A 24,572-nucleotide genomic window follows, 5' to 3' on the forward strand; every position below is an offset into this window, starting at 1 on the left:
GCGGCGATCCGGTTTCTGTACACTAGTGGATGCACTCTTGCGTTGACTGCATGTTGTTCAGAGCAGTCTCAAGATCGTTTGACGAAACCTCGCTTCAATCATGGTCTTAATTCGCTGCGGAATTGACCGTAGCATATTAAAAACGGGAAAAAACGCGTGCAGGTTCTGGTTCGCGACAACAATGTCGATCAAGCGCTGAAGGCGCTCAAGAAAAAGATGCAGCGCGAAGGCATCTTCCGTGAAATGAAGCTTCGCGGTCACTTCGAAAAGCCGTCTGAGAAAAAAGCGCGTGAGAAAGCTGAAGCTATCCGCCGCGCACGCAAGCTGGCTCGCAAGCGGGCTCAGCGCGAAGGCCTTCTGCCGGGCAAATCCGCTCGCCGCTAATCCCGGCTTGAGCGTGCTGCTGGCAGCAAGCTTTCTGCAAACCATATCTGCCGAGAGGCCGGCCGTAAGATCGGTCGGCTTTTTGGCGTTTGTCGGGGATACCCGCTCCGCCGTGGATGGCAGCGGACTTAAGAGCCATATTACCGCCTAATTGGAGGCAGATGAACGGCATGTCCATTGGCTTGACTAAGATGAGTTCCATGCGCCGGATCAGGAATTTTCTGCCACACGCCGCCCTTTTCGGGATGGCCACGCTCCTGGGGGCTTGCCAGGGCAGCGGGGTTTATCAAGGTGTGCCGGTCAACTCGTCTGCAGGGTCTTCGACGAACATCGCCTCGCTGACATCCGTGATTGAAGCCAACCCGTCTGACGCCAACGCATATAGCACACGCGGGATTGCCTACGGCCAGGCGGGAAAACTCGACAACGCGATAGAAGACTTCAATCGGGCCCTGCAGCTCAATCCGCAGTCTTTCCAGACGTATGCCAACCGGGCTTTGGTCTACCGCCGGATGGGCCGAAACGATCTGGCGATTTCTGACTACACGCGGGCGATCAACATCAAGCCGGACTATGACGTCGCTTATGTCGGCCGCGGGAACATCTACCGTCAGCAGGGCAACTTTACAGCGGCTTTGAACGACTTCAACTCCGTGATTTCACGAGACAGCAGTGATGCACGAGCGTTCTATAACCGCGGGCTAATCTATCAGGCGCAAAACCAGAACCCGCGCGCCATCGAAGATTTCGCAACAGCGATCGGCCTTAACCCGAAAGCCAGCGCGCCTTACATTGCCCGCGGCATTTCCTATCTCGCTGTCAACGATCCGAATGCAGCCTTCTCTGACCTTTCCATGGCGGTCAATTTGGACCGCGATTCGTCCGTTGCCTGGGCAAACCGGGGGCTTGCATTGGAAATGCTTGATAAGCCAAAAGATGCGCGGCGCAATTTTACCCGCGCGATGACCCTCGACAATTCGAACCAGATAGCACGAGACGGGTTGCGCCGGGTGGGCGGCGCATAACCGGCCGACGCATATTAGTTCCTTTCTGATTGACTGGGCTCAAGGCGACCAATCGCAGAAACAATAGAGTACCACCGTCTCCAATAGAATTCGGAGCGGTCAATGGCTATCGAAAAACGTATCGTGATTTTGGACGGGCACCCGGACCTAGCCCCCAACCATCTGTGCCACGCCCTCGCGGAGAGCTACCGAAGCGGCGCTATCGAAGCTGGACACGATGCAACGTTAATTCGGATCGCCGATCTGGATTTCCCGGTCCTCTAAACACCATCCGACTTTCAAAACCAGCCAACACCAGTCCCTTTGCATCCGGCCAGAGACCTCCTACTGGCTGCGGACCATGTTGTGCTGGTGTATCCCCTGTGGCTCGGCACGTTGCCCGCCTACACGAAAGCCTTTCTAGAGCAGATATTCCATTACGACACCGCCTTTGAGCGCGGTGCTGATGACGCTTGGCCTAGAGGGAAAATGAAGGGAAAGTCAGCACGAATTGTCGTGACGATGGGGATGCCCTCGCTCTTCTACCGCCTGTGGTACCGGGCCCATAGTCTGAAAAGCCTTGAGCGTAACATCTTTCGCTTCATCGGATTTTCGCACGTCAGGTCAACGCTATTCGGAATGGTTGAAGCTGCAGACGACACCAAAATCTCGAGCTGGAAACGAAAAATGAGGACCCTCGGACAAAAAGCTGCCTAGGGTATTTTGGAGTTCAAAACTCGCAGAAAGAGTCGAACGTGACACGCTCTCCGCCGGTTGGGTGATGCAAGGTCAGACTTTCTGCATGCAAGCGCAAACGCGGCGAAACTGAAAGCGCGTCGCCAGTCGCATAAAACCGGTCACCAACAATCGGATGGCCGAGTGACAGCATGTGAACACGCAGCTGATGAGATCGGCCTGTAAACGGGAAAAGCCGAACACGCGTGGTCCGCTCGTTCCGCGCAATCACCTGCCATCTGGTCAAGGCCGGCTTGCCGTGTTCAAAGCTCACCATTTGCTTTGGGCGGTTCGGCCAGTCACAGATAAGCGGCAGATCGATTTCTCCAGCATCCTTCTCAATCTGACCCCAGACCTCTGCCACGTAGGTCTTTTCCGTTTTCCGCCGCTCAAACTGAAGACCAAGGTGTCGGTGAGCCTGAGCATTCATGGCCAGCACCATGACACCGGAGGTATCCATATCCAGCCGATGGACGATCCGCGCCTCTGCATAGGTTTGCTGCGCGCGGGCCTCGATGCAATCAGAATGCTCCAGGGCCTTACCTGGGACACTCAGCAGCCCGCTTGGCTTATCTACCACCAAAAGATCCGCATCCACATGGAGAACGTGCAGGAACGGCTCTCTCGGCGGCTCGTAGACAAAAAAAGCTGGGGCGGATTGGTTCATGCCCGGCTTATAGCGGGTTTTGACAAAAACAAAAGGCGCGGCAGGTGCCGCGCCTTTCAGACCCCAAACCAGGTGGAACCGATCAAAGTGCTTTGACGATTTCCTCGGTCATTTTCTTGGCATCGCCGAACAGCATCATCGTACGGTCGTTGAAGAAGAGCTCGTTCTGAATGCCCGCATAACCGGAGGCCATGCCGCGCTTGACGAAGAGGACGGTGCCCGCCTTGTCAACATCCAGGATCGGCATGCCGTAAATCGGCGATTGCGGATCATCGCGAGCAGCCGGGTTGGTCACATCGTTCGCCCCGATCACGTAGACAACATCTGCCTGCGCAAATTCGGAGTTGATGTCTTCCAACTCGAACACTTCATCATACGGAACGTTCGCTTCGGCAAGGAGCACATTCATATGACCCGGCATACGGCCTGCAACCGGGTGGATAGCGTATTTGACTTCAACGCCCTCCTCCTTGAGCTGGTCGGCGAGCTCGCGCAGCGAGTGCTGCGCCTGAGCCACAGCCATACCGTAACCTGGAACAATGATCACCTTGGACGCGTTCTTCATGATGAAGGCTGCATCGTCCGCAGCACCCTGTTTGACAGGACGCTCTTCGCCGCCATCACCGCCGGCGGCAGCTGTTTCGCCGCCGAATCCGCCAAGGATAACCGAGATGAACGACCGGTTCATGCCCTTACACATGATGTAGGACAGGATCGCACCTGAAGATCCGACCAACGCACCGGTGATGATCAGCGCCATGTTCGACACTGTGAAACCAATGCCGGCCGCGGCCCATCCGGAATAGGAGTTCAGCATGGACACCACCACTGGCATGTCCGCACCGCCGATCGGGATAATGATCAGGACACCGAAGATGAACGCTACGATCACCAAGGCCCAGAAGACCGTCATGCTTTCCGAGCCGACCAGAATGATCGTCAGAACCACCATTCCAACTGCCAGCGCGATGTTGATGGCATGGCGCATCGGCAGCATGATCGGCTTGCCGGACATGCGGCCGTCGAGCTTCAAGAAGGCGATCACCGAGCCGGTGAAGGTGATCGCACCGATTGCAGCGCCAATGGACGCTTCAACCATGGCCGAGGTGTAGATCTGACCCGGCGCGCCGATCCCGAATGCGCCGGGCGCATAGAGCGCACTGGCCGCAACGAACACCGCCGCAAGACCAACCAGCGAGTGAAAGGCTGCCACAAGCTGCGGCATGGCCGTCATCGGGATACGCTGCGCGATGTAGGCACCGAGGCCGCCACCGACACCGACACCGATCACGATCAGGAAGAACGATCCAGCGGTCAGGCCCGTTGCGAACAACGTTGTCAGAACCGCGATGGCCATCCCGACCATGCCGTAAGTGTTGCCCTGACGGGAGGTCTCAGGGCTGGACAGGCCGCGAAGGGCCATGATGAACAAGACTGCGGATATGAGGTAGAGAACCGCCGTAAGATTAGCTGACATGGGTTCGGCCTCCTATCGCTGCTTTTTCTTGTACATAGCGAGCATTCGGCTGGTCACAAGGAACCCGCCAAATATGTTCACGCTAGCAAGGACAAGGGCCAGGAACCCAAAGACCCGCGCCATGTAGGCGCCATCGCTTTGGGTCAGGTCAACACCAACTGCCAGCAACGCACCGACGACGATAACCGATGAAATCGCGTTGGTTACCGCCATAAGCGGCGTGTGCAGAGCCGGTGTCACCGACCAAACCACGTAATATCCGACAAAGATCGCCAGAACGAAGACTGAGAACAGAAACACAAACGGTTCGATTGCACTCGTTGATGCTGCTTGAACGGCAACATCGGCAGCTCCGCCTGCGATCTGGTCCACATAACTCTGAGCTGCCGTGGCAGCTTCCTGCGCATTGGACGCGGCTTCCCTGGCTGCTTCCGCGGCCGCTTCTGCGCGTTCCAAGGCTTCGGTTTGAGACAAGTCGCTCATCACTCTCCCCCTTAGCTTTCCGCAGGAGCGAAGGCGGGATGAACCACCTTGCCATCGCGGGTCAATACAGTCGCCTGCAGCAGCTCGTCCTCGAAATCAGGTTTCAAGGCCTTGGCTTCCTTGTCGATCATGGTCTCAAGGAATGCGATCAGGTTCTTGGCGTAAAGGGCCGACGCGGACGCACCGATGCGGCCTGCCATGTTCAGGTGACCGACCACCTTCACGCCCGCGACCGTTGCTACCTTGCCAGGTTTGGCGCCTTCCACGTTACCGCCGCGCTCAACAGCAAGATCAACGACGACAGCGCCAGGACGCATGCTCTCTAGCATCGCCTTGCTGACCAGCTGCGGCGCCGGACGACCGGGGATCAACGCTGTGGTGATCACGATGTCCTGCTTGGCGATATGAGACGCAACGAGTTCAGCCTGCTTCTTCTGGTACTCTTCGGACATCTGCTTCGCATATCCGCCAGCAGTTTCCGCCTGCTTGAACTCTTCGTCTTCAACGGCAACAAACTTTGCGCCGAGGGATTCAACTTGTTCCTTGGCAGCTGGCCGCACGTCTGTTGCGGTGACGACCGCACCCAGGCGCCGCGCGGTCGCAATCGCCTGAAGACCAGCAACGCCAGCACCCATAACGAAGACACGCGCCGCGGGAACAGTTCCTGCTGCCGTCATCATCATCGGCATGGCGCGATCATATTCGGCCGCTCCTTCAACGACAGCCTGATAACCTGCCAGGTTGGCTTGGGAAGAAAGCACGTCCATGACCTGCGCACGAGTAATGCGCGGCATGAATTCCATTGCGAAGGCGGTGATACCGGCTTTCGCCATGGCCTCAACGTCCTTCTCGTTGCCGTAAGGATCCATCGACGCCAGAACGAGCGCGCCTTTCTTCATGGCTCCGAGCTCATCTGCGGAAGGGCGGCGGACTTTCAACACCACGTCAGCGTCGCCAACCGTTGATGCATAGTCAGCCGCGATTTCCGCGCCAGCGTCTTTGTAGTCCTGGTCGGGAATACGCGAAAGCTTGCCGGCGTCCTTCTCAACAACCACAGTTGCGCCGAAGCCGATCAGCTTTTTGATCGTGTCAGGCGTGGCGGACACACGTGTTTCAACCGCGTCGGTTTCGCGCGGTACAGCAATTTTCATATACCCCTCCCCAGGATTTGCGGCCCCGGGATCCGGGGCCAGAGCGTATGTCAGGTAAGGCTTAGACCAGCAGGATGCACAGAACGCCGGTCAGAGCAAATACGACTGTTGGCGGGACCCATCCCTTTTCGCCCAGCGCCATGCCGATGCCAGAGGCCACAAGCGTCGCGATGAGCATCAACCAACCGAAGACAACAGCAGAGGTGCCACCGAAGGCAAACAGGATCAGGCAAAGAACAATGTTCAAAACCGCTACGGTGCCGATCTTGGAGAAGTTGATGAACCCCTCGTAAGTGCTCTCGTGCGTTTCGTAGTCCATTGCCGGTGCAGTTTCGTCAGACATAAAGTCCCCCAAATAAATTCCTCATTCAGTGGTCTTCCTTACAATAAACCCTTGCCACTCGGCAATCTTTTGCATTGCAAATTCGAAGGAAGCATAGCAGCAATTCCGTTTACGTAAACGGGATATATATCCGACTTTCGAGTTAAACCTGCAGGCTAAAAGTGATAGGCACCACGCCTAAGCAGCCCATCCAGCCTCAAGAAGGCCCGCAGCCTCTAGCGCAGTTTCCTGCCGATTGCGAACTGTACTCGCTTCAAATCCGTCAATTTGCTCATTGAACAGTTGAAAGAAATTCAACTCTGCCCGCAGGTGCAAAAAGACACCACCCAGGCCGATTGCGGCCCTGTCCATGAAAACGAACTCCTGCGGCACTGTGACAGGGCCGAGTTCTTTCAGCGCAGAGTGCACCCTGAACGCTTCCTTCCGGCCGTATTCAGCCGCCGAAACGCCATCTGCGATCGATCGGACACGATCCGTGAGAAGCGGACCGTAAATAAAGCGGGCCCAGATGTTCAGGACCTCAATGACTTCCTTCTTCAGGTTTTGAAATCCCCAGCGTTCGTATGCGGCAACCACACGGTCATTATCCTCTTCCAAAAGCCCTTTGTAGAGTTCAACAACGCCTTCGACAAAAGCTTCAGGGAAGATCCGGATGCAACCATAGTCCAGAAGGTTGATCCCGGAGGGCACGCCATCTTCCTCAAACACCGTGTAATTGCCCAAGTGTGGATCACCATGGATCACACCGTAATGGCTGAAAGGATGCCACCATGCGTGAAACATGGTCTTTGCCAACCCATTGCGATCCGCTTGATCATGCTCTTTGAAATCAAGTAATGGCCGCCCGTGCAGCCAGTTCATCGTCAAGAGCCGCTTAGTCGACAGATCCGGTACGACGTCGGGAACACGGATATGCGGCGCATCCTCGAGGATCTGCTTATATAGCCCGATGTGCCCGGCCTCGCGGCCATAGTCGAGCTCCTCGCGAACGCGAGCACTGATTTCTTTCGCTATCTCGCTGGTATCAATTGCCGGCTTCATACGCCGGTGTAGTGAAAACAGCATTTGCAGTTGCTTGAGATCAGCCTCCACTGCGGATGCCATATCTGGATACTGAAGTTTACAGGCCAGAACACGGCCGTCGTGTCCAGCAGCGCGATGCACTTGCCCAAGCGATGCGGCCGCAGCCGGTTCGCGCTCAAAACTTTCAAAACGTTTTTCCCAGCCAGCACCAAGCTCAGCCCGCATGCGCCGTTTGACAAACGCCCATCCCATAGGGGGCGCACTGGCCTGGAGCTTGGCAAGTTCGGTGGTGTATTCCGGTGGCAGTGCATCGGGTATAGTCGATAGAAGTTGCGCCACCTTCATCAGCGGACCTTTGAGCCCTCCCAAGGCAGCAGCCAGCTCGGAAGCGTTCTTCCCATTGTCGAGATCCATGCCCAGCAGTTTCGCGCCGGCAACTTTGGCAGCAATGCCGCCAACGTTCGTGCCCACACGTGCATATCGGCCCATACGTGCGCTGAAGCGGTTGCTTTCCCGATCCTTGTCCTGAGGCATGTGCCCAGATGCTCCTTACCGAACGAAACGTTTCTATTGACCGGTACATATAAAATTGCCCGCCAACTTCCAGTCCAGAGGCTCAGAAACGACGATCTGTCACATCACTCCAGCTTCAGAAGTGGAGAGTTCGGACAGCGCGCGCGCCAGTTCATCCCGCGCATTGGCCAAACCTTTGTATTGCAGCTGGTCCGGATCCAGCGCCATCAACTGCGTTCTGAGTTGCCCGGCCAACTGCCCCCGCTCTGGATGTCCCTCCAATGCGCGCAACGGATCATGATGGATTTTGATCGTGAAGATAATGTCCCCACTTCCCGGCAAACGGCGCAGAGTTTGCCGTTCAACTCTCAGGAAGAGGCGCGACAGGGCCGGCTCGCCATCCCGCATATCGATGCGATGGGGCTTTGGATTGTAGAGCTCATCATCCGGGTAAATCGACCAGTTGAAGCGACACACAAATTGGCCCACCTTCAGGTTCTCGAAGAGGCGAGCGACCATTAGGCCCATGCGCGCGCCGTTAAAACCCGGGACCGTCTCGTGAATTGCACTCATGGATTTCGAGAACTTCTCGGCCAATGACCAGGAAGATGGAAAACTCAGGCTGGCCGCCGCCAACCTGTAGCCGTCTGGCCCCTGACGCATCAGAACCAAGTCTTCTTGGACAAGGCGCGCGGCTGTCAGAAGGGCTGGCTCGTTGGAAAGGTCGACGACCGGCCCCCGATCCGCAATCACCACACGACCAGCCTCAAACTTGTGGGTCTTGCCGTGATACTGCTTCAGGTTTTCAACGATAAGCGCAAGCACTTCCCGCTGCGCCTCTTCCGTGCCGTCCTCAGCGCGGAAAACAGCATCATGGCGCTCGGATACCAAACGGTCCTTCTCAGCCAGATGCGGAACAAGGAAAGCATCCGGCTCGAGCCATTCCCCTTCGTCGATCGGCTTTAGACCGACCGTGAATGGATGGCTGGAGCCGTCATAGGGAGTATGCTGAAACCGGAAATCTTCCTTGGACATCAAAGCAGACCGTTGCTCAGGCCTGATCCAGAGTTTCCAGCTCATCGATCAAACGTTCGATGACGGACAGACCTTTCTTCCAGAAATCAGGATCGGTTGCATCGAGACCAAATGGCTTCAACAGTTCGGAATGATGCTTGGTGCCTCCAGCTTTCAGGAGGGCGAAATACTTCTCCTGGAACCCAGTCTCAGCTTCCTCGTAAACCGCATAAAGCGAGTTCACGAGGCAATCCCCGAAGGCGTAGGCATAAACGTAGAAGGGTGAATGGATGAAATGAGGGATGTAAGTCCAGAAAGTCTCATAGCCGTCATTGAGCTTAATCGCAGGACCGAGGCTCTCCCCCTGCACCGACAACCAGAGTTCTCCGATCTTGTCCGCGGTCAGCTCACCATTACGCCGTTCCGTGTGAACCTTCCGCTCAAAAGTGTAAAATGCGATTTGCCGGACGACCGTGTTGATCATGTCTTCGGCCTTGGAGGCGAGCATGACTTTTTTGGTTTTCGGGTTTTCCGCTCTCGCAAGGAGAGACTTGAAGGTCAACATTTCACCAAAGACACTCGCTGTTTCTGCAAGTGTCAGCGGAGTGGGCGCCATGAGCGGACCATTCGGACCTGCGAGCACCTGGTGAACGCCATGACCGAGTTCATGAGCAAGGGTCATGACATCCCGAACTTTGCCCTGGTAATTGACCAGAACATAGGGATGCGCGCTTGGTACTGTTGGATGGGCAAAGGCGCCTGGCGCCTTGCCGGACCGCGCCGGGGCGTCAATCCACCCTTTGTCGAAGAACCGGCTCGCGATCTCCGCCATATCTGGTGAAAACTTGTTGTAGGCAGAAAGCACGGTGTCCTTGGCTTCAGACCAAGGAATAACCCGCGTATCGGCATCGGGAAGCGGAGCGTTTCGGTCCCAGGTGTTGAGTTGATCAACGTCAAGCCACTTTGCCTTGAGTTTGTAGTACCGGTGCGAAAGCCGCGGATAGGCCTCCCGGACTGCGGATACCATTGCGTCAACGACTTCACGCTCGACACGATTGGCCAGGTGCCGGCTATCGGCAATATCGGAGAAGTTCCGCCACCGGTCGGAAATCTCCTTGTCCTTGGCCAAGGTGTTTGTGATCAGTGCAAAGGTGCTGAGATTCTTGGAAAACGTCTCGGTGAGCGCCTTTGAGGCTTCTTCCCGCCTTTCAGGTGAAGGGTCGGTCAACAAATTCAGGGTCTGCTCGACCGGCAGCTTTTCGCCTGCAACATTGAAGGTCAACCGCGCCATGGTTTCATCGAACAGGCGGTTCCAGGCACTGCTGCCGGTGACCGATTTTTCGTGAAAAAGCTGCTCGACCCTGTCTTCCAGCTGGTACGGCTTGTCCTTGCGAAGGTCCTCGATCCAGGGCCGGTAGTGGGAGAGATGTGCATCCTCCAGTGCGGCATCGACCACAGCATCCTCGATCCGGTTCAGTTCCAGGCTGAAAAAAAGCAAATGTGAGCTTGCCGTCGTGATTTGCTCTTGAACATCGCCGTAGAACTTTTGCGCAGCCGCGTCAGTTGTGTTGCCTGCATAGACCAATCCGGCAAAAGAGATCAGGCGGCCCATGAGGTCTTCCAGATCTTCATATGCGCGAATGGCTGTCACCAAAGCCGCAACATTGTTTACCGCCAAATCGGCAAGCCGCCCCTTGTAGGACGCCTCGAAAGTCTTTGCGCGATCGAGCGCTTCTTTTAGATCAGAGGTGACTTTGGGTGCGTCGACGGACGGGTAGAGGTCCGTCAGATCCCAGACGGGGAGTTCGCCAAGCTCTGCTGTTCCTGAGGCGGAAGGCGCAAAATTCGGGCTCAAAAAGGGCATTTCATACTCCGAAAAACGGCGGAACGATTGGTTGCTCCGATGGGATATTTAGAGAATTTGTAGGCCCTAGCCACCTGTAGCTGCAAACGAAAAACAGCATCTTTTTTCAATTGGGCTGGAGAATTTGTTTACCGCTTTACGACCAGAATGGCCCGAAACGAGACACCTTGACGAGTTCGAAGGCACCTGATGCAAGCACTCAGCGGCAAAATTCTCATTGTTGACGACGATCCAATTCAGCGGCGGCTCCTGCAGGAAGCCGTGCACAAATTTGGTTACAGATCCAAAACTGCCGAAAACGGCGCGGAAGCTGTGCGGATCATGACCGGCCCAGAAGCCAGCGAAATCGATCTGATCATCCTCGATATGGTGATGCCCGAACTTGACGGCCTCGGCGTACTGGAGCGCCTGCGCTCAGACAAGATTTCCACCCCCGTGATCGTTCAAACAGCTCATGGCGGCATCGACACGGTTGTTTCGGTGATGAATGCTGGAGCACAGGACTTTGCAGTAAAGCCGGTCGCGCCTGAGCGGTTGAATGTCTCGATCCGAAACCTTCTGAAAACGTCCGCCCTGGAAGGTGAAATCACCCGGATCCAGAAGAAGGCTTCCGGGACCCTGACCTTTGCCGATATCATCACCCATTCGCCGGCAATGGAGAGGGTGATTAATCTGGGCAAACGGGCTTCAGCCTCCAACATTCCCATTCTAATCGAAGGGGAGAGCGGTGTTGGCAAGGAAATGATCGCAAGCGCGATCCAAGGATCCAGTGACCGCAAGTCAAAACCGTTGATCACGGTCAACTGCGGTGCCATCCCCGACAATTTGGTGGAATCAATCCTTTTCGGCCACGAGAAAGGTGCTTTCACTGGCGCGGTCGACAAGCATGTCGGCAAATTTCAGGAAGCACATGGCGGCACCCTTTTTCTAGATGAAGTGGGTGAATTGCCACAAGATGTGCAGGTCAAGCTGCTCCGCGCGATACAGGAAAACGAGATTGATCCGATCGGGTCCCGCCGGCCGGTCAAAGTGGATTTCAGGCTCATCTCCGCAACGAATCGCAGGCTCATTGACCAAGTCAAAGACGGCGCGTTCCGTGAAGACCTTTATTATCGCCTGAACGTTTTCCCCATTTGGATCCCGCCATTGCGAGACCGCCGGGAAGACATCCCAGCCCTTGTGCGGCATTTCTTGGCACGCTTTGCGGCTGAAGAAGGCAAGCCCCAGGTGTCAGGCGTTGCTCAAGACGCATTGGCCATGCTTCAGGAGTACGCTTGGCCCGGCAACATTCGGCAATTGCAGAACACCGTCTTCCGGGCCGTTGTCTTGTGTGATGGAGCTCAACTGACCATCGACGATTTTCCGCAAGTTGCAGCCACAATCGAGCACCCTGGCAGCCAGTCCGGCGTTGTCCACCCAAGCGCTTCAGCCCCATTTGCAGCGACTCCGCTAGACCCGGCTGCTAGTACGCCGCCGCCACCTGCCCAACAAGTTGCGCCGACAGCAACGACCACCTCAACGCCGGCCGGATTTGAGGGCTCAGCACCCTTTGGCTTCATGCGGAACCTCGACCCGGAAGGACATGTCAGAAAACTGACTGATATTGAGGAAGAGCTGATCAGGGCCGCCATCAAACACTATTCCGGGCGTATGACAGAAGTTGCCAAGCGGCTGGGCATTGGCCGCTCCACTCTCTATCGCAAGCTCAAAGAATACGGGTTGGACGATGGTGGCACGGATGCAGCTGCCTAATTTCCGGACACTTTAAGGCGCCCACTCGGCTTTGGCCGATTTTTGGACACATTCGGGCGGTACGGGATGCCCTTGGGTTATTGTGGGCAATCCGTTGCGGATAACCGCCCAACAAGTTGCAATTTTACCACGATTTCTGCAGAACTGAGATTAGGGTAAAAACTTCTTAACCTGCGGCATGTAAAACTCGGGTTCTGCTGGGGAGCACGGGATGGGTGCAAGCCACCACAAAACGGCGGGATAGAAATTGCGTAAACGGTCTGTTGGTTTCGACGCCGTCGCCTGGATGAAACGCGCCGCGATTTCAGCGGCAGCGATCGTGGCGTTTGCCATAACATTTGCAGGCACGGTTCAAGCAGAAACCAGAACCTTGAAACTATATAACACGCATACCAAAGAGCGTGTTTCGATCACTTTCAAGAAGAACGGCCGGTATATTCCGTCCGGTCTGCGCGAAGCCAATCGGTTTCTGCGCGACTGGCGGCGCAACGAAATCACAAAAATTGATCCAGAACTGCTCGACCTTGTTTGGGAAGTCTACCAAAAGGTACGAGCCAGAGATTACATTCACGTTGTATCCAGCTACCGGTCGCCTGCAACGAACAACATGTTGCGCAAGCGCTCCAAGGGCGTTGCCAGAAACAGCCAGCACACGCTCGGCAAAGCCATGGATTTCTATATTCCTGGCGTGAACATCAGAAAGCTGCGTGAAACCGGCTTGCGCAAGCAAGTTGGCGGCGTCGGGTATTATCCGCGCTCGGGATCGCCATTTGTCCATCTGGATACAGGCAGCGTTCGCCATTGGCCGAAGATGAGCCGGTCGCAGCTTGCCCGGGTATTCCCAAACGGCAAGACTTTGCATATCCCCTCCGACGGCAAGCCGATGAAGGGCTACAAGATCGCTCTTGCAGAGTCCAAATCAGGCCGGCGGAGTTCAACACGGCCGACCATTGTCGCATCAAACGACACATCTGCTGCTCGGAACATCAATGATCGGGACCAAGGCGCACGGACGCTTACGACCCGGAACCAGAGTGTCCGCAGCACACCAGCACCAACGCCTCCGGCAAATGTTACGCGTGAAGCGCCTGAGGGCGGTGGTAATTTGTTTGCGAGCCTGTTTGGTGGCGGCGAGCGCACCGGAAACTCCGATGCAACCCGGCCCGGCGCGGTTGGCGGTCGTCAGGCGGCATCACAGGCTGAGACAGTCTCTCCGGTCATAGCCAATCCTCCTGTGCCTACGCGCAAGATCGTCGACACGCCTGAGGAGGCTCCCGTCATTGCAGTGGCAAGTGCAGCTCCAGAGTTGAAGCCAATCGACGAACAGCCGGTTCAAATTGCAAGCGCGGCATCTGTTCCTACACCCGCGCCCAACACACTCGATGGTCAGCGGGCAGCTTTGAATGCCGGCCAGCCTTCAGCTGCAAGCGAACCGCTCGACGCACGGTTCCAGATTGCAAGGGCGCCGGCACAAAAGCCGGCAGCGAGCCTCCAAGCAGCTGCACAAGCCGCAGCAGAGAGAATTGGTGGCTCTGAGGGAACAACGGTTGACGATCCGGTGGCGGCAATTGCTGCTGCAACGGGAACTGCAATCCCGTCACCAGCCCCTGCGCCCCGCTCAGATACCACACTTGCCTATGCATCGGCGGCACCGACACCGCCCGAGTTGACACGGTCACTGCGGCCTGGCACCGCCACGAACCAACAAGCTGCAGCGCCACGTCCAACGGCTGCACCGGCAGCGACCGCCGCGCGGCCATCGGTATCCGGGCGCATTCAGAAAGACCAGATTGTTGATCCGCTTGCCGGATTCGCGAGTCTTCCGGACCGGTCCGAACCACTTCTGCTTACTGGCGCAGGCACAGCCCGCCACCAGACTTTTGCGTGGCTGAGCCATCCCAATCAACGGCAACTGAACAATGTGATGAAGCCGGGTAACAGGTTCGTAGCTGCAAGCTTTCAGCAAGATCCTTATGGCAATCTGCGCACCGACCGATTTGACGGACCTGCGATCGTGGTGCTGCCTGTCCGGTTTGCCAGATAGCGAAATTTCAGAACGCAGTGACATCAAAAAAAACGCCGGGACAACTGCCCGGCGTTTTCAGTTTCGGTAGTCAGCTCAGCCCTCGGAAGGCCCAGGCCCTGCCATGCCGAGCGCATGCAGGTAGAGGTCGAGCACAGCTTCCTCTTCCTCGCGCTCATGCGGCTGCTTCTTGCGAAGAGAGACAACCTTGCGCAGGATTTTGACGTCGTAGCCATTGCCCTTGGCTTCGGCGTAAACGTCCTTGATGTCATCCGAGATGACCTTCTTTTCTTCTTCCAGACGTTCAATACGTTCAATGAAGGCGCGCAGCTGGTCTGCGGCCACTCCACCCGGATCGGACATTCGAGTGTTTCTCCTTGGCTAGTTGTGTTCTTCTTCTGCGATCACGTCACGGACGGTGCCACAACACCAGTCCACGTTAATTCCGGCCGGTGCCGTGCCAGACTTCAAGACGCACGTCAAGCGGACCAGACCAAAGCCCTCAATGCTCAGGCTTGTTTTTGTCAAAAGCGGCTTTCTGCTCAGCTGTGGCCTCGGTTTGATACTTTGCCTTCCAGTCACCGTAGGGCATGCCGTAAACGATCTCGCGAGCTGCGTCCTTGTCCAGGTTCATGTCCTTTTCGGCAGCCGCATCCGCATACCAATTGGACAGGCAATTGCGGCAAAAGCCTGCAAGGTTCATCATGTCAATGTTCTGAACATCGGTCCGGCCACGCAGGTGCTCGACCAACCGACGGAAAACGGCAGCCTCCAGCTCAATTTTCGTTTGATCATCCATCAACTCATCTCCCTCAAGTCTGCTCCTGAAACCGAGCGGTCATTTGTTGTCACATCGCGACACATAGTGCCGAACCTGACGGCATTCCGATGATTGTGCGAGTTCTTTCAGTATCGGCTCCAACCGATCGGCCCACTCCAACGCCCCACGGGTATCTCCGATCAGGTCTTGCCGGATCTCCAGAAGAGCCTGAGACAGGCCCCGCTTGGTTGCGTGCCGATACATCGTGTCGTTTTCAAGGGCACCGTCGTAAGGCTCGTTGTCTCCGACAACCAGATCGGCTTGTGCCCTCAAACCTGCCAGCATGGGATCGACAGCGCGCGGATCACTGTCCCAGAGCACCGTAACATGCCAAGGTCTCGGGACGCCCCGCCAGACTGGAGTGAAACTATGGATCGAAATGATCACAGGCGCCGACGCAACCGCCATCATCCGATCCAGCGTTGCATCGATCAGGTCATGATACGGCTTGTGAAAAAGATCAATCCGCCGCCGCCTCTCGGTGGCATCAACTCCCGCATTCCCAGGGACAACGGCACCGTCCGACAAGCGCATGATTAGGGTCGGATCATCTTCGCCCCGATTGGGATCAATCAACAGTCTTGAGAATGTCGACAAGCAAGCCGGAGCATTGAGACGCCGGGCCAGCTCCAACGTGACCGCCCGAGCTCCGATATCGTAGCCAATGTGCCGCTCAAACTGAGCGGCAGGGACCCCAAGATCACCATACTCATCCGGGACCGTATTCCGCGCATGGTCACACAAGAGCAGGATGCCTGCGGTCTCGTCACCATGAACATATTCATACGGCTGAAAAGACGTGTCCGGCATTGGGACAGGATCGGTCATCGTGGTCTTCTTGATTTCTAATGCGGCTGTGGAGGCAGGGCGCCAGATTTACGACAAAGGCTCAGCGGAACCAAGCCCAATTCCAACGACAGCCGCTTATATGGGCCCGAATCGTGAAAAATCAGCCCGTTAGATGATCGCAGCTGCCAGCAATCAACAACCCAGGTTTTTGATGTGGATGAAAGTGTTTGGTTACCCTTTTTTGACGGCTAACGGCTACCCACGGAGATACGGTCATGTTCCCGCCCCAATTATAACTTCATAGGGTAGCTTGGTTTCATCTGGGTGGGCCCAAGAGATGGAAGCGATGGATGTCAAGGGGTTTTCCTCCCGCACATATCTTGTTAACGACGTTGACAAGACACTTCTGTCCACGCAAAAAGCCAATGTCTGTAAAGCAGCAAAGTGAACGACTGCGTATGTTAGAGGTAGGGGAACGGCACCGGGGCTGGTCGCAAACGTGGATGCGTGCATCCATCCAGACCTTCTGCGCCTTATGTCTGGCCGTCTTCCTGAACACCATTTTCAGCGACAACGCACACGCTGATCTCCGTCTATGCAACAAGACGGACAGCCAGGTTGGTGTGGCTATTGGATACAAGGACAAGTCCGACTGGATCACTGAAGGTTGGTGGAACCTTGCGTCCAACAGCTGTGAAACACTGGTCCCGGGCGCTTTGGTGTCACGCTACTATTACATCTATGCGGTGGATTACGATCAGTTCGGCGAATGGGGCGGTCGCGCATTCATGTGCACCCGGGAAAAAGAATTCACTATTCGCGGAATTGAAGATTGTGTTGCTCGGGGATTCGAGCGGACAGGCTTTTTTGAAATCGACACGGGAGAACAAAGCAGCTGGACAGTCCAGCTCACAGAACCCGTGCAACAAGGGACAGGTGGGCGATGAGGCGAAACCGACGAGTTAAAATTCTCGCAACTCTCGGACCCTCCTCCTCAGAACAAGACATCATCGAAAAATTGTATGTAGCTGGTGCTGATGTGTTTCGCATCAACATGAGCCATACCGATCATGATCGTCTCAAGATGCTGGTCAGCCGCATCCGTGCTGTGGAGGAAGTAACAGGAAGACCGATTGGGATTCTTGCCGACTTACAGGGACCAAAACTACGCGTAGGCACATTCGGCGATGGCCCGGTGATGCTTGAAAACGGCGCAGTCTTTACATTGGACGCAGACACATCGGCAGGCGATGTCAATCGTGTCCACCTTCCTCACCCCGAAATCCTGAAGGCTCTGGAACCCGGCCACCGGCTACTTCTTGACGATGGCAAGATCCAGCTGCGCGTGACTGAATCGTCTCCGACGAAAGCTCAGACCGAAGTTATCGTCGGCGGCAAGCTCTCTGACCGGAAAGGCGTCAGCGTCCCAGACTCTGAAATCGCGACCAGCGCGATGACGGAAAAGGACCACAAGGACCTAATTGCCGCGTTGGAGCAGAATGTGGACTGGGTTGCCCTGTCCTTCGTTCAACGCCCGGACGATCTTGCAGAAGTGCGCAAGATCACCCGCGGCCGCGCCGGTGTACTTGCAAAAATTGAAAAGCCGCAAGCGATCGGTCGCCTTGATGAAATCATCGAGCTGTCAGACGCGATCATGGTGGCTCGTGGCGATCTTGGCGTTGAAATGCCGCTGGAACAGGTTCCAGGTCTGCAAAAGCGGATCACACGCGCCTGCCGGCGCGCAGGAAAGCCTGTAGTTATCGCAACCCAAATGCTTGAGTCCATGATCACCGCACCGGTACCAACCCGTGCAGAGGTTTCTGACGTCGCGACTGCTGTCTTTGAAGGCGCTGACGCAGTCATGCTCTCCGCGGAATCGGCTGCTGGCGACTTTCCGATCGAGGCCGTGTCCACAATGGACCGGATCGCTCAACAGGTGGAACAGGATCCGAACTACCGGACCATCATCTACGCCCAGCGTACCGAACCGGAAGCGACCGGTTCTGATGCGATCTCTGCGGCGGCACGCCAAATTGCGGAAACGCTTAATCTGGCTGCAGTGGTTTGCTACACGACATCCGGCGCCACGGGTTTGCGCGCTTCGCGGGAACGCCCGTCCAGCCCGATCATCGTATTGTCACCCGTCATGGCAACAGCCCGTCGGCTGTCGCTCGGTTGGGGTCTCCACTGTGTGGTCAGCGAAGACGCTGCCAACGAAGAGGATATGATCGATCGCGCCTGCCGGATTTCTCATTCTGAAGGATGGGCAAAACCGGGTCAGCGGATCATCATCACTGCCGGCGTTCCGTTCGGCACACCAGGATCCACCAATATGTTGCGGATTGCGTTTGTTGGCACAGACGGCCAGGGCGGCATTTGACGATCTAATCGGTTGAAATTTCCAGGAGGGCGGCAACTGGCCGCCCTTTTTTATACGCTGCTCCGGCAATCCAATACGCTTGCCCTCCCGACCCGGAGAACAAGCTGGTCCAAAGCCTCGACAATCGCATCCGTTCGGGTGTGATGCGGCATGTGCCCCGCCCCCTCTAAAACCACAAGCTCGGCATTTGGAAGATCGCGCAGCAAACCTTCGCTGTGAATAGATGGCCACACGACCGTGTCTTCCGTGCCGGTTAAGATGACAGTGGGCTGCTCCAGACCACCATAGTCCTTGGACTGCGCTATCACGTGAGGCTTCAAGCGAGCGATATCCGTGGCATTTGAGCGGAAAGCGTCCGGCAAAAAGAGCAATGGCAATCGTGTTGCCTGATTGTAGTTCTCTGGCTGCGGCTCCGGATGAAAAACGTGCCGGATGGACTGTGGTGCCAAATACTCGGCAACGGGAAGCGTCAAGATCCGGCAGAACAACCACCCGATTACCGGCGCTGCTGCCACATGATTGTACCACGCGACACCGCCAGGCCAAGGATGTGTTGCAGGCGCTAAAAACGCCAAACCGCATATCCGGTCCGGCGCCCTCAGACCAAGTGCAGCGGTGACAGACGCGCCGAGTGAGTGACCGATGGCAATACAACGATCAATGCCCAATTCACGAAGCAGTCCGTCAATCAGCTCCGCCTGACGCGCGGGCGAGTTCTTTCCATCCGGGATCGTACCGGAAAAACCCAAACCCGGCCGGTCCAAAAAAAGCAGCGGATAACGACCTTTCAGCGGCTTTAGAAACGCGAGTTGAGAATCATAGGCATTTCCGCTCGCACCATGCAGGAAGACCAAGGTCGGCGTATCGGGACACGCGTTTTCCGCTGGGAAAAAATGATAGTGGAGTTGCACACCGTCTACGGCGCACATTTCCCCATCAGGTTGGATCGAGCGTCTGATCTGATGAAACCGCAAGGCCGAGTAACCGGCAAGCGATGCGAGTACAACAAGGATTGCGAGCAGAACTGAGAGCATGTTGAGGGCCTGAAACCGTATCGTTGGAACGCGTCATACGGGTTAAGTGGCGCAGGATTTGCGCGTTTCCATCAAACGGGTTCGCCCTCTGCTTCCTTTTCCAGAGATTCGACTGCATCACTTGCGTTTTCGAGACCTGGATGGATTTCCAATGCCCGCCGGAACGTGGACAGCGCTTGCTCTTCAAATCCCAATCGGCGCTGGATGATCGCAAGGCCTGATAATGCACCCCAATGCCGGGGTTCCAAGGCCAGGGTTCGCTCAATATCGACAAGTGACTTGCCGAAGTCTTCCTTCATGTAATGCACGGTCGCCCTGCGGTTCCACCCTTCAGCAAAGGACGGCTCAAGGACGACAACGACGTCGAGAAGATCAAGCGCAAGCCCATGATCCTCGGCCTGGATGGCGCGCCCAGCGCGCGCCATTAACAGATCGACAGTATCAGAGCCCGAGTCCATCCAAATGCGCCGGATGTCGCGTGCAACGCGTTGGCGCGCAGCCGGATCTTCGGCACCTGCGAGATCTTCATAAAGACTATCGAGCTTGGTAAGAGTTTCGCCAGGGTCGGTTTCTTCCACGACCACCTGCCCGCCTTCGTCCGGCTCCGCATCCGGCAAGGCATCAAAATCATCAATAGAGGGCGTATCTGTCTCAGGGCCAAGATCAGGCACCGGTTGGGCAAGCCCCACAACCGGAGACAGAAAAAGAAAGGTGGCAAACACAAAAATCCGCATACAACGATTATGGGTCGTTGAATGCGGCGGTCAATCCCGAAAGCTCACACGTTCACACAAACGCGAATTGGGTACATTGTGATACAGCGCCTTTCTAAGGCGCGCACCTGACAATGCCTGTTGCGTGACGCTGTCAAAAGCAGCGTCAGAACACTTAGCCCTGACGTGCCTTGAAGCGCGGGTTTTTCTTGTTGATGATGTAAACGCGGCCCTTACGGCGGACCATGCGGTTTTCCCGGTGACGGGTCATCAACGCTTTGAGCGAATTCTTGATCTTCATGTCATTGTCCCCGTGGGGTCGTCTGTTTAGCTTCAAACCAAATGAGCGCCCAAGGCGCCCATTCTTCTCAGTCATTTTTGCCGGAAGTCGCTGCAGATATCTGCGCCAGTCTTCCTAGCTAGAGCGCGTCACTGATTTGATCTGCGCAATAATGGTGGGCGTGACAGGGATTGAACCTGTGACCCCTTCGATGTCAACGAAGTGCTCTCCCGCTGAGCTACACGCCCGAATTTCTTCGGCCACCGGCGCCCCAACGCCGTGGTGGGGTGCGATATAGCGGGGATCCAAAGTCTGTGCAACCCCCTTTTCACCGAACTGTCAAAAATTCCTTTTTCGCTCTTCAGCCTGTTGAAAATGCCGATCAGGCAGCGAGCATTCGCTCCACTTCCTGCACCAAGTCCTTGAGGTGGAAGGGCTTTGAAAGAACCTTTGCATCCTTCGGCGCATCCGATTCAGGATTGAGCGCAACGGCTGCAAATCCGGTTATGAACATCACCTTCAGATCAGGGTCGAGCTGCGTTGCACGCCGCGCGAGCTCAATGCCGTCCATCTCCGGCATCACAATATCGGTCAGAAGCAGGGAAAACGGTTCTTCGCGCAGTCTCTCATACGCGCTTTTGCCGTTATCAAATGACACAACGTCATACCCGGCATTTTCCAGAGCCTTCGCCAGGAACCGGCGCATGTCGTTATCGTCTTCGGCAAGCAGGATACGCGGCATAGTTTGCAACCAATTTCCTTCGCATTACGGAGCATTCAAGTCTTTCGCCGGTTATAGCTCGAAATCAACAGAAAGATAGGGTGAATTGGTTCTCCTAAGCTTTTGCGCGCTCGACTGTGGACTGCGTGTTGATTCCTTGGCACGATAGGCAATCGCCGCAAACGGGACACACATATTGACAAGTTCAACGCCCAGCGCCCCATACAGCCAGTTCGAAGTCGACTTCAACGGCTTTCCTGCATTTGATGTGTTGTCCCCTGCTGATCAACGGCTGCCATTTGTTTTCAACTCTCCTCATTCGGGCCGTCAATATCCAGAGAGTTTCCTGGCTGCCTCACGGCTTGATGCGCGCTCGATCCGGCGGTCCGAAGATGCTTATGTGGACGAGCTCTTTTCGCATGTGGTGCCACTTGGTGCCCCCATGCTGCGGGCACACTTTCCGCGCGCTTATCTGGATGTGAACCGGGAACCTTATGAGCTCGATCCGAAGATGTATGACGGCCGGCTGCCGTCTTACGCAAACATCCGCTCAATCCGGGTAGCGGGTGGCCTTGGAACCGTCGCGCGCATTGTCAGCGAAAACCACGAAATATATCGGCACAGGCTGCCTGTTGAAGAAGCGCTCAACCGCATCGAGACGATCTATAAGCCCTACCACTCGACACTGAGGCGTCTGCTGGCGCAAACGCACGTGACATTTGGGCATGCAGTCTTGATTGACTGCCACTCCATGCCGTCAACAGTGAAATGTCAGACCACAGATACACGGCCCGATTTCATTCTGGGTGATCGCTACGGCACCAGTTGCAACAGCGACCTCACCGACTTTGCGTTTGAAACATTGCGGAGCAAAGGATACAGCGTGAGCCGCAATAAACCGTATGCGGGCGGCTTCATAACGGAGCATTACGGCCGGCCGTCAAGCGGACTGCATGCTCTTCAAATTGAAATCAATCGCGGCCTTTACATGGACGAAGCGACCCATGAACCGACGGCCCATTTCGGACAATTGTTCCACGATCTGAAAGACTTCGTCCGGGAGTTGACCGCAATGCCGGACGCCGGTCTCGTCGCGGATTCTATCGCGGCCGAATAATCCCTGAATTAAATCGAATTAAAAAAAAGGCCGCACTCGAACGAGGCGGCCGAAGTCTAGGGAGGAAACGCCCAAGGAGGGCGGTACGACAGAAAGCTCTATCGCACCGCAATAAGATCGCACCGCACCGCACAAAATGCAACCCCAACAGCGGTTGTTTCATGCTCAAAATATGAGCATCAATTCAGGTATTCCGAATTCTTTTTTTGCAAATCAGGTTATAAGACAGCCACCTGCGGTCGTTCTGACCGAAAAGTGACACATCGACTGGAGGCCATATGTCCATGCCGCTCGCTGCCAGTGCAAACCCGCTGGCTCCATTTCTCGATCGCCTGGCGGACGCTTCCAGCGCTGCGATCATGCCGCATTTCCGGCAAGGCTTCTCGGTCGACAACAAGTTGGAAAGCGGTTTCGACCCGGTCACAATCGCCGACAAGAACGGCGAAACAGCCATGCGGGCGCTGATCAACGAACACTACCCCGACCACGGCATACTGGGTGAAGAACATGGACCAGAGAACCTTGATTCTGATCATGTTTGGGTCTTGGACCCGATTGATGGCACACGGGCCTTTATTACCGGTCTTCCAACTTGGGGATCGCTGATCGGCCTCCGGTCAAATGGCAAACCCAGCCTTGGCATGATGGTCCAGCCTTACATTGGCGAGCGCTACAGCGGGGATTGTGAACGCGCCTGGTATCATGGGCCTCTCGGCCAAAAAGATCTAAAAACGCGGGCCTGCGCATCGCTCGACAGCGCGACCTTGTTTACGACAACACCCGCGCTTTTTAACGCCAGCGAACGGCCGGTCTTTGATCGACTGGAGGCAAAGGCACAGCTGACGAGATACGGAACGGATTGTTACGCCTATTGCATGGTTGCAGCGGGCCATGGCGACGCCGTCATAGAGTCCGGGCTGCAAGCCTATGACATCGTCGCATTGGTCCCGATAATTGAAGGTGCCGGCGGCGTTGTGACGACATGGACAGGCGGCTCACCGGCAGATGGCGGTCAGATCGTTGCATCCGGCGATAAACGCCTCCACGACATCTTGCTGACCGAACTGGCGAAAGCTGCCGTCTAATACTTGCCTGCAAGATCAACCAGGCGGCGTATCACTGAAGATCAATCAGCACCCGCCTGGTCCATCACTAAATCTGCTTCCAAACCCGGAATAAAGGCGTCAAATGCCGCCCAGACCTGGTCCCGGTATCTGTCGGCTTCCATAAGAAGCTCGTGTTCCGCGCCCGAGATCTCGATATACGATGCATTTTTTGTGCGGGAGACAAACTCTTCAATGGCAGGCGTCGAAACAATTCTGTCACGGCCGGCACCAAGTATAAGGCACGGCAGTCGCATTTCAGGTCCGGCCCGGCGCTGACGCATCGACTTCATGGCCGTGGCGGCTGCGTTCAGCCAACTCATCGTCGGCGATCCGATACCGATTTCCGGGTACTCCTCCAGAACCTTGGAAAACCTGCGATAGCGCTGACGGTCAGTTGTCTGGCGGTTTTCTTCGAATGGGAGCGTAAGCCTCCCGTTTCCACCTGGAACGTAGAGCCGGCCCAAAAAGGTCCAGGCGCAAAATCGAGCAAGGCCAAAACCGAGTGTCTCGATCAATCGGGAAGTGGACGGGCGGGTCGCCCTGAGTTGAGGTCTTCCAAACAGCCCCAAAGTCAAAATACGGAGCAGCTTTCGCAAACCGGCCGTCAGTTCGCTTTCCCAATCCCTTGGTGCGATCGCCAGTAGCGGCGCCGTAATAACCGCCCGATCCAACATCGTCCGCAGTCGCTGTGAACATGACATCAAAATGAGGCCGCCCGTAGAGTGCGCCAGCGCAAAATGCGGCCCCGGGTAGGTTGCAAGGGAAACGTTCTTCAAGATCGCCAGCAAATCCTGCTGATATCTTTTGAAGTTCGTGACGTGTCCCCGCGCCGGGCTTCGGGTCAAACGCGTCGAACCGCCCTGCCCGCGCCAATCGAAGGCAACAACAGCATATCCTCGCGAACGCAGGTCGGAGACAACTTCATAGTATTTTTCGATAAACTCAGCGCGTCCCTGGAGGATGGTCACAGTGCCCCGACACGACTTGCCCGGCGCAGCAGGCCAATGCGCATAGCGCAGCTTGACCCGGCCATTCATCTCCAAAAACCCGGAAACGGCCCCATCCGGGACCGGATTATCCTTGGTGTCAATCAGGCTCATCTTGATCCGATTCGCTTGTCGCAGCGATCAGTGATAGCCGCCTGAGCTCCAGCTCTCAATATACTTTGAGCCGGCCCCG

The 24,572-nt window shown here is 56.0% G+C and carries 26 protein-coding genes and 1 tRNA gene; 10 read left to right on the forward strand and 17 right to left on the reverse strand.

The features are described 5' to 3' along the window. Positions 1-156 precede the first annotated feature (156 nt). From rpsU to RBB44_RS13425, 4 genes are all read left to right on the forward strand, one after another. Positions 157-384 carry a 30S ribosomal protein S21 gene (gene rpsU, locus RBB44_RS13410; protein ID WP_008188883.1) on the forward strand — a complete coding sequence of 76 codons (228 nt, stop codon included), beginning with the start codon at positions 157-159 and terminating at the stop codon, positions 382-384. Between the two features lie 161 nt (positions 385-545). Then, complete coding sequence (locus tag RBB44_RS13415) at positions 546-1,409, forward strand: tetratricopeptide repeat protein (protein ID WP_306147815.1); 864 nt, start codon at positions 546-548, stop codon at positions 1,407-1,409. A gap of 102 nt (positions 1,410-1,511) precedes the next feature. Next, positions 1,512-1,673 (forward strand): NAD(P)H-dependent oxidoreductase, encoded by a 162-nt coding sequence (locus RBB44_RS13420; RefSeq protein WP_306147816.1) that lies wholly within the window; start codon positions 1,512-1,514, stop codon positions 1,671-1,673. 39 nt (positions 1,674-1,712) lie between these two features. Continuing rightward, positions 1,713-2,105, forward strand: coding sequence for an NAD(P)H-dependent oxidoreductase (locus RBB44_RS13425; RefSeq protein WP_306147817.1), 393 nt, complete (start codon positions 1,713-1,715; stop codon positions 2,103-2,105). Between the two features lie 13 nt (positions 2,106-2,118). On the opposite strand, the gene RBB44_RS13430 is transcribed toward RBB44_RS13425, so the two are convergent. The 8 genes from RBB44_RS13430 to RBB44_RS13465 form a co-directional block, all read right to left on the reverse strand. After that, positions 2,119-2,790, reverse strand: coding sequence for a pseudouridine synthase (locus RBB44_RS13430; protein ID WP_306147818.1), 672 nt, complete (start codon positions 2,788-2,790; stop codon positions 2,119-2,121). Between the two features lie 82 nt (positions 2,791-2,872). Continuing rightward, positions 2,873-4,267 (reverse strand): NAD(P)(+) transhydrogenase (Re/Si-specific) subunit beta, encoded by a 1,395-nt coding sequence (locus RBB44_RS13435; protein WP_133951373.1) that lies wholly within the window; start codon positions 4,265-4,267, stop codon positions 2,873-2,875. Positions 4,268-4,279: 12 nt separating this feature from the next. After that, complete coding sequence (locus tag RBB44_RS13440; RefSeq protein ID WP_008188999.1) at positions 4,280-4,750, reverse strand: proton-translocating transhydrogenase family protein; 471 nt, start codon at positions 4,748-4,750, stop codon at positions 4,280-4,282. A gap of 11 nt (positions 4,751-4,761) precedes the next feature. Continuing rightward, positions 4,762-5,901 carry a Re/Si-specific NAD(P)(+) transhydrogenase subunit alpha gene (locus RBB44_RS13445; protein WP_209174833.1) on the reverse strand — a complete coding sequence of 380 codons (1,140 nt, stop codon included), beginning with the start codon at positions 5,899-5,901 and terminating at the stop codon, positions 4,762-4,764. Between the two features lie 61 nt (positions 5,902-5,962). Continuing rightward, entirely contained in the window at positions 5,963-6,244 is a 282-nt protein-coding gene (locus RBB44_RS13450) for an aa3-type cytochrome c oxidase subunit IV (RefSeq protein ID WP_008190938.1), read from the reverse strand. 177 nt (positions 6,245-6,421) lie between these two features. Continuing rightward, positions 6,422-7,801 (reverse strand): AarF/ABC1/UbiB kinase family protein, encoded by a 1,380-nt coding sequence (locus RBB44_RS13455; RefSeq protein WP_306147819.1) that lies wholly within the window; start codon positions 7,799-7,801, stop codon positions 6,422-6,424. Between the two features lie 99 nt (positions 7,802-7,900). Next, positions 7,901-8,815, reverse strand: a complete 915-nt coding sequence (locus RBB44_RS13460; protein ID WP_306147882.1) for a DUF3445 domain-containing protein — start codon at positions 8,813-8,815, stop codon at positions 7,901-7,903. 16 nt (positions 8,816-8,831) lie between these two features. Next, entirely contained in the window at positions 8,832-10,658 is a 1,827-nt protein-coding gene (locus RBB44_RS13465) for a M3 family oligoendopeptidase (RefSeq protein WP_306147820.1), read from the reverse strand. Between the two features lie 189 nt (positions 10,659-10,847). Here RBB44_RS13465 and RBB44_RS13470 point away from each other — a divergent pair, with 189 nt between their 5' ends. Both RBB44_RS13470 and RBB44_RS13475 read left to right on the forward strand, forming a co-directional pair. Further along, on the forward strand, positions 10,848-12,410 hold the full coding sequence (locus tag RBB44_RS13470) for a sigma-54 dependent transcriptional regulator (protein ID WP_306147821.1): 1,563 nt from the start codon (positions 10,848-10,850) through the stop codon (positions 12,408-12,410). 286 nt (positions 12,411-12,696) lie between these two features. Continuing rightward, on the forward strand, positions 12,697-14,454 hold the full coding sequence (locus RBB44_RS13475) for a DUF882 domain-containing protein (protein ID WP_371932254.1): 1,758 nt from the start codon (positions 12,697-12,699) through the stop codon (positions 14,452-14,454). Positions 14,455-14,529: 75 nt separating this feature from the next. Here RBB44_RS13475 and RBB44_RS13480 read toward each other — a convergent pair whose 3' ends face one another. From RBB44_RS13480 to RBB44_RS13490, 3 genes are all read right to left on the reverse strand, one after another. Continuing rightward, a complete protein-coding gene (locus RBB44_RS13480) occupies positions 14,530-14,796 on the reverse strand; it encodes a DUF2312 domain-containing protein (protein WP_133951361.1) in 267 nt (88 codons plus the stop codon). Between the two features lie 139 nt (positions 14,797-14,935). After that, positions 14,936-15,232 carry a DUF1244 domain-containing protein gene (locus tag RBB44_RS13485; RefSeq protein WP_133951359.1) on the reverse strand — a complete coding sequence of 99 codons (297 nt, stop codon included), beginning with the start codon at positions 15,230-15,232 and terminating at the stop codon, positions 14,936-14,938. A gap of 39 nt (positions 15,233-15,271) precedes the next feature. Beyond that, positions 15,272-16,081 (reverse strand): N-formylglutamate amidohydrolase, encoded by an 810-nt coding sequence (locus RBB44_RS13490; RefSeq protein WP_286183426.1) that lies wholly within the window; start codon positions 16,079-16,081, stop codon positions 15,272-15,274. Positions 16,082-16,545: 464 nt separating this feature from the next. On the opposite strand from RBB44_RS13490, the gene RBB44_RS13495 reads away from it, so the two are divergent. Further along, a complete protein-coding gene (locus RBB44_RS13495) occupies positions 16,546-16,989 on the forward strand; it encodes a DUF1036 domain-containing protein (protein ID WP_306147823.1) in 444 nt (147 codons plus the stop codon). Next, positions 16,986-18,422 carry a pyruvate kinase gene (gene pyk, locus RBB44_RS13500; RefSeq protein ID WP_133951353.1) on the forward strand — a complete coding sequence of 479 codons (1,437 nt, stop codon included), beginning with the start codon at positions 16,986-16,988 and terminating at the stop codon, positions 18,420-18,422. Before RBB44_RS13495 ends, pyk begins: the two co-directional genes overlap by 4 nt. A gap of 50 nt (positions 18,423-18,472) precedes the next feature. Here the strand turns inward: pyk and RBB44_RS13505 are convergent, their stop codons facing one another. From RBB44_RS13505 to cpdR, 5 genes are all read right to left on the reverse strand, one after another. Further along, the gene (locus tag RBB44_RS13505) at positions 18,473-19,456 is read right to left on the reverse strand and encodes an alpha/beta fold hydrolase (RefSeq protein ID WP_306147824.1); all 984 of its coding nucleotides are present in this window, start codon (positions 19,454-19,456) and stop codon (positions 18,473-18,475) included. A 71-nt stretch (positions 19,457-19,527) separates the two neighbouring features. Then, entirely contained in the window at positions 19,528-20,178 is a 651-nt protein-coding gene (locus RBB44_RS13510) for a tetratricopeptide repeat protein (protein WP_306147825.1), read from the reverse strand. Between the two features lie 166 nt (positions 20,179-20,344). Next, entirely contained in the window at positions 20,345-20,470 is a 126-nt protein-coding gene (ykgO, locus tag RBB44_RS13515; RefSeq protein ID WP_008196524.1) for a type B 50S ribosomal protein L36, read from the reverse strand. 152 nt (positions 20,471-20,622) lie between these two features. Then, positions 20,623-20,697 (reverse strand) — tRNA-Val (locus tag RBB44_RS13520). Positions 20,698-20,831: 134 nt separating this feature from the next. Continuing rightward, positions 20,832-21,191, reverse strand: a complete 360-nt coding sequence (gene cpdR / locus RBB44_RS13525; protein WP_008196017.1) for a cell cycle two-component system response regulator CpdR — start codon at positions 21,189-21,191, stop codon at positions 20,832-20,834. A 250-nt stretch (positions 21,192-21,441) separates the two neighbouring features. Between cpdR and RBB44_RS13530 the strand changes: the two genes are divergently transcribed. Next, the gene (locus RBB44_RS13530) at positions 21,442-22,287 is read left to right on the forward strand and encodes an N-formylglutamate amidohydrolase (protein WP_306147883.1); all 846 of its coding nucleotides are present in this window, start codon (positions 21,442-21,444) and stop codon (positions 22,285-22,287) included. A 278-nt stretch (positions 22,288-22,565) separates the two neighbouring features. Next, positions 22,566-23,372 (forward strand): histidinol-phosphatase, encoded by an 807-nt coding sequence (gene hisN / locus RBB44_RS13535; protein WP_306147826.1) that lies wholly within the window; start codon positions 22,566-22,568, stop codon positions 23,370-23,372. A 41-nt stretch (positions 23,373-23,413) separates the two neighbouring features. On the opposite strand, the gene RBB44_RS13540 is transcribed toward hisN, so the two are convergent. Then, positions 23,414-24,493, reverse strand: a complete 1,080-nt coding sequence (locus RBB44_RS13540) for an alpha/beta fold hydrolase (RefSeq protein WP_306147827.1) — start codon at positions 24,491-24,493, stop codon at positions 23,414-23,416. Positions 24,494-24,572 lie beyond the last annotated feature (79 nt).

This window comes from Roseibium sp. MMSF_3247 (genome assembly GCF_030733765.1).
Classification (GTDB): Bacteria; Pseudomonadota; Alphaproteobacteria; order Rhizobiales; family Stappiaceae; genus Roseibium.

Excerpts from the sequence above, each read along its gene's own strand:
- RBB44_RS13420 (WP_306147816.1), top strand. The coding sequence starts at position 1,512 with ATGGCTATCGAAAAACGTATCGTGATTTTGGACGGGCACCCGGACCTA.
- RBB44_RS13485 (WP_133951359.1), bottom strand. The coding sequence starts at position 15,232 with ATGGATGATCAAACGAAAATTGAGCTGGAGGCTGCCGTTTTCCGTCGG.
- RBB44_RS13440 (WP_008188999.1), bottom strand. The coding sequence starts at position 4,750 with ATGAGCGACTTGTCTCAAACCGAAGCCTTGGAACGCGCAGAAGCGGCC.
- hisN (WP_306147826.1), top strand. The coding sequence starts at position 22,566 with ATGTCCATGCCGCTCGCTGCCAGTGCAAACCCGCTGGCTCCATTTCTC.
- RBB44_RS13475 (WP_371932254.1), top strand. The coding sequence starts at position 12,697 with ATGAAACGCGCCGCGATTTCAGCGGCAGCGATCGTGGCGTTTGCCATA.
- RBB44_RS13465 (WP_306147820.1), bottom strand. The coding sequence starts at position 10,658 with ATGCCCTTTTTGAGCCCGAATTTTGCGCCTTCCGCCTCAGGAACAGCA.
- ykgO (WP_008196524.1), bottom strand. The coding sequence starts at position 20,470 with ATGAAGATCAAGAATTCGCTCAAAGCGTTGATGACCCGTCACCGGGAA.
- cpdR (WP_008196017.1), bottom strand. The coding sequence starts at position 21,191 with ATGCCGCGTATCCTGCTTGCCGAAGACGATAACGACATGCGCCGGTTC.
- RBB44_RS13460 (WP_306147882.1), bottom strand. The coding sequence starts at position 8,815 with ATGTCCAAGGAAGATTTCCGGTTTCAGCATACTCCCTATGACGGCTCC.
- pyk (WP_133951353.1), top strand. The coding sequence starts at position 16,986 with ATGAGGCGAAACCGACGAGTTAAAATTCTCGCAACTCTCGGACCCTCC.
- RBB44_RS13480 (WP_133951361.1), bottom strand. The coding sequence starts at position 14,796 with ATGTCCGATCCGGGTGGAGTGGCCGCAGACCAGCTGCGCGCCTTCATT.
- RBB44_RS13445 (WP_209174833.1), bottom strand. The coding sequence starts at position 5,901 with ATGAAAATTGCTGTACCGCGCGAAACCGACGCGGTTGAAACACGTGTG.
- RBB44_RS13415 (WP_306147815.1), top strand. The coding sequence starts at position 546 with ATGAACGGCATGTCCATTGGCTTGACTAAGATGAGTTCCATGCGCCGG.
- RBB44_RS13435 (WP_133951373.1), bottom strand. The coding sequence starts at position 4,267 with ATGTCAGCTAATCTTACGGCGGTTCTCTACCTCATATCCGCAGTCTTG.
- RBB44_RS13490 (WP_286183426.1), bottom strand. The coding sequence starts at position 16,081 with ATGACCGATCCTGTCCCAATGCCGGACACGTCTTTTCAGCCGTATGAA.
- RBB44_RS13470 (WP_306147821.1), top strand. The coding sequence starts at position 10,848 with ATGCAAGCACTCAGCGGCAAAATTCTCATTGTTGACGACGATCCAATT.
- RBB44_RS13540 (WP_306147827.1), bottom strand. The coding sequence starts at position 24,493 with ATGAGCCTGATTGACACCAAGGATAATCCGGTCCCGGATGGGGCCGTT.
- RBB44_RS13430 (WP_306147818.1), bottom strand. The coding sequence starts at position 2,790 with ATGAACCAATCCGCCCCAGCTTTTTTTGTCTACGAGCCGCCGAGAGAG.
- RBB44_RS13455 (WP_306147819.1), bottom strand. The coding sequence starts at position 7,801 with ATGCCTCAGGACAAGGATCGGGAAAGCAACCGCTTCAGCGCACGTATG.
- RBB44_RS13495 (WP_306147823.1), top strand. The coding sequence starts at position 16,546 with ATGCGTGCATCCATCCAGACCTTCTGCGCCTTATGTCTGGCCGTCTTC.
- RBB44_RS13450 (WP_008190938.1), bottom strand. The coding sequence starts at position 6,244 with ATGTCTGACGAAACTGCACCGGCAATGGACTACGAAACGCACGAGAGC.
- RBB44_RS13505 (WP_306147824.1), bottom strand. The coding sequence starts at position 19,456 with ATGCTCTCAGTTCTGCTCGCAATCCTTGTTGTACTCGCATCGCTTGCC.